Source organism: Rhizobacter sp. (assembly GCF_031412075.1).
GTDB lineage: Bacteria > Pseudomonadota > Gammaproteobacteria > Burkholderiales > Burkholderiaceae_C > Rhizobacter.
Window position 1 is genome coordinate 1 of the sequence record NZ_JANOCG010000340.1, and the last position, 3,131, is coordinate 3,131.

Sequence of the window (3,131 nt, forward strand, 5' to 3'; positions counted from 1 at the left end):
TGATCCTGATGCTGGGCGTGCCCACGCTGCTCGCCTTCATCATCGGCTTTGCGATGTTCAAACGCCGGGTCGGTGGCGTGTACTTCGCGATCATCACGCAGGCGGTGGCGCTGATCCTCACGGTGCTCATCATCGGCCAGCAGGGTTACACCGGCGGCGTCAACGGCATGACCGACCTGAAGACGCTGATGGGCTGGGACACCCGCACCGACAGCGCGAAGTACATCCTGTACTTCGTCAACGTGGGCCTGTTGTTGCTGTCGATCGCAGCGTGTTTGTGGGTGCAACGCAGCAAGCTCGGCACGCTCTTGCTGGCCATGCGCGACAAAGAAGACCGCGTGCGCTTCTCAGGCTACGACGTGTCGATGTTCCGCGTGTTCGCCTTCTGCCTGGCGGCATTTCTCTCGGCCATCGGCGGTGCGCTCTTCACGCTGCAGGTGGGCTTCATGTCGCCGTCTCTGGTGGGCATCGTGCCCAGCATCGAGATGGTGATCTTCGCGGCGGTGGGCGGACGCATGTCGCTGGTGGGTGCGGTCTACGGCACGCTGCTCGTGAACTTCGGCAAGACCTACTTCTCCGAAAGTTTCCCCGACCTGTGGCTGTTCCTGATGGCCGCGATGTTCCTCGGTGTGGTGCTGGCCTTCCCGCAGGGCCTGGCGGGCTTGTATGTGGAAAAGGTCAAGCCCTGGGTTCTGAAGCGGCTGTTGCGCAAGCCGGTTGTCGCGGCCGAGCCGCCACCGCCCGCGCCTACGAAGCGCAGCGATCCACCCTCCCCATCTTTGCCACCCGGCATCAGCGGTCAACAGGTCTGAGGCACCACCACCATGAGCAGCAATACGGATTTTGTTCTCGCGGTTGAAGACCTCACCGTGTCCTTCGACGGCTTCAAGGCCATCGACGCCCTCACGCTCTACGTCGACAAGAACGAGCTGCGCGTGATCATCGGCCCCAACGGCGCGGGCAAGACCACGCTGCTCGACCTGATCTGCGGCAAGACGCGGGCGAGCGACGGCAGCATCAAGTTCAAGAACCTGGAGATGACCAAGTTGCCCGAGTACGAGATCGTGCGCAAGGGCATCGGCCGCAAGTTCCAGACGCCGTCGATCTACGAAAACTTGAGCGTGTTCCAGAACCTGGAGGTTTCGTTCCCGCGCGGGCGTGGTGTGTTCGGTGCGCTGGCCTTCCGCTGCACCGACGACGTGAAATCGCGCGTGATGGCCGTGGCCACCGAGATCGGCCTGGAGCAGCACCTGGAGTTCGAGGCCGGCCTGTTGTCGCACGGCCAGAAGCAGTGGCTGGAGATCGGCATGCTGCTGATGCAAGACCCCGAACTCTTGATGCTTGACGAGCCCATCGCCGGCATGAGCGTGCGCGAGCGCGAGCTCACCGCCGAGCTGCTGCAGCGCATCTGCAAGGGCCGCTCGGTGATCGTGATCGAACACGACATGGATTTCGTCAAGAAGATCGCGCACAAGGTGACCGTGATGCACCAGGGAAAGATATTGGCCGAAGGGTCGATGGACCAGGTGCAGAACGACCCGAAGGTGATCGATGTTTATCTGGGGCATTGAGATGCGCGAAATCGTTGCCCCCTCTCCGTTCGGGCTGAACCTGTCGAAGCCCTTGTGCCACGGCGCTGACCCTTCGACAGGCTCAGGGCGAACGGTGGTGTGCCCTGGCCCTTCGTCCCTCTCCGTTCGAACGGTGGTGTGCGATGGCCGTTTCCGTTTCCATATCTCCGTTCGGGCTGAGCCTGTCGAAGCCCATTTCGCCTGAGGAAATCCATGCTCACCGTCACCAACCTCCATACCGCCTACGGCCAGAGCGAAGCCCTGCACGGCATCGATTTCAGCGCCAAGAAGAATGAAACCATCGCCATCATGGGCCGCAACGGCATGGGCAAGACCACGCTGTTCAAGAGCCTGATAGGCGTGCTGCCGATCAAGAGCGGCAGCATCGACCTCGACGGCCAAAACATCTCCAAGGACGAGAGCTACAAGCGCGTGAAGAAGGGCCTGGCCTACGTGCCGCAGGGCCGCATGATCTTCCCCACGCTCACCGTGCTCGAGAACATCGAGACCGGCATGGAGAACACCACGAGCAAGAAGGTACCCGACGAGATCTACGCGCTCTTCCCCGTGCTCTTCGACATGCGCAAGCGCAAGGGCGGCAACCTCTCAGGCGGCCAGCAGCAGCAGCTCGCCATCGCCCGCGCGCTCGTCACCAACCCGAAGGTGCTGCTGCTCGACGAGCCGACCGAAGGCATCCAGCCTTCCATCATCAAAGACATCGCCCGCGCGCTGAACGAGATCCGCAAGATGCGCGAGATCACCATCATCGTCTCCGAGCAGGTGCTGAGTTTTGCGATGGACGTCGCCGACCGCCTGTTCGTGATCGAAGGTGGGCGCCTGGTGCACGAGAGCTCGCGCGCCGCCACCGACTCTGCCCGCATCAAGCAATTCTTGTCCGTCTAACCCAGGAGCCAAAAATGACCGACACGCTGATCAAGGTCGACCTCACCAAGTCGCCCGTCGAAAACGAAAACATCCACAACCGCTGGCACCCCGACATCCCGATGGCATGCTGGGTCAACCCGGGTGACGATTTCATCCTCGAGACCTTCGACTGGACCGGCGGTTTCATCAAGAACAACGACAGCGCCGACGACGTGCGCGACATCGACCTCACCACGGTGCACTACCTGAGCGGCCCGGTCGGCGTGAAGGGCGCCGAGCCTGGCGACTTGTTGGTCGTCGACCTGCTCGACATCGGCGCGAAAGACGACAGCCTGTGGGGCTTCAACGGATTCTTCAGCAAGAAGAACGGCGGTGGTTTTCTCACCGAGCACTTCCCGCAGGCGCAAAAGTCGATCTGGGATTTTCACGGCCTGTACACCACGTCACGCCACGTGCCGGGTGTGAAGTTCGCCGGCCTCATCCACCCCGGCCTGATCGGCTGCCTGCCCGACAAGCCGATGCTCGACCTGTGGAACCAGCGCGAACAACAACTGATCGACACCAACCCCGAGGGCGGCTTGGCCAACCCGCCCTCACCCGGCACCGCCCACATGGGCAAGCTGACCGGTGACGCGAAAGCGAAAGCCGCTGCCGAAGGCGCACGCACCGTGCCGC

General features: G+C 62.4%; 4 protein-coding genes. All 4 read left to right on the forward strand.

Annotated features, from left to right (window positions below; all coding sequences use genetic code 11):
• A partial coding sequence (locus RMO40_RS12615; protein ID WP_309721515.1) for an ABC transporter permease subunit occupies window positions 1–812 on the forward strand: 812 nt, incomplete at its 5' end.
• A gap of 12 nt (window positions 813–824) precedes the next feature.
• The gene (gene urtD / locus RMO40_RS12620; RefSeq protein ID WP_309721519.1) at window positions 825–1,571 is read left to right on the forward strand and encodes an urea ABC transporter ATP-binding protein UrtD; all 747 of its coding nucleotides are present in this window, start codon (window positions 825–827) and stop codon (window positions 1,569–1,571) included.
• A gap of 213 nt (window positions 1,572–1,784) precedes the next feature.
• On the forward strand, window positions 1,785–2,474 hold the full coding sequence (gene urtE, locus RMO40_RS12625; RefSeq protein WP_309721523.1) for an urea ABC transporter ATP-binding subunit UrtE: 690 nt from the start codon (window positions 1,785–1,787) through the stop codon (window positions 2,472–2,474).
• Between the two features lie 14 nt (window positions 2,475–2,488).
• Window positions 2,489–3,131, forward strand: a 643-nt coding sequence (locus tag RMO40_RS12630) for an acetamidase/formamidase family protein (protein ID WP_309721528.1), incomplete at its 3' end; no start/stop codon positions are given.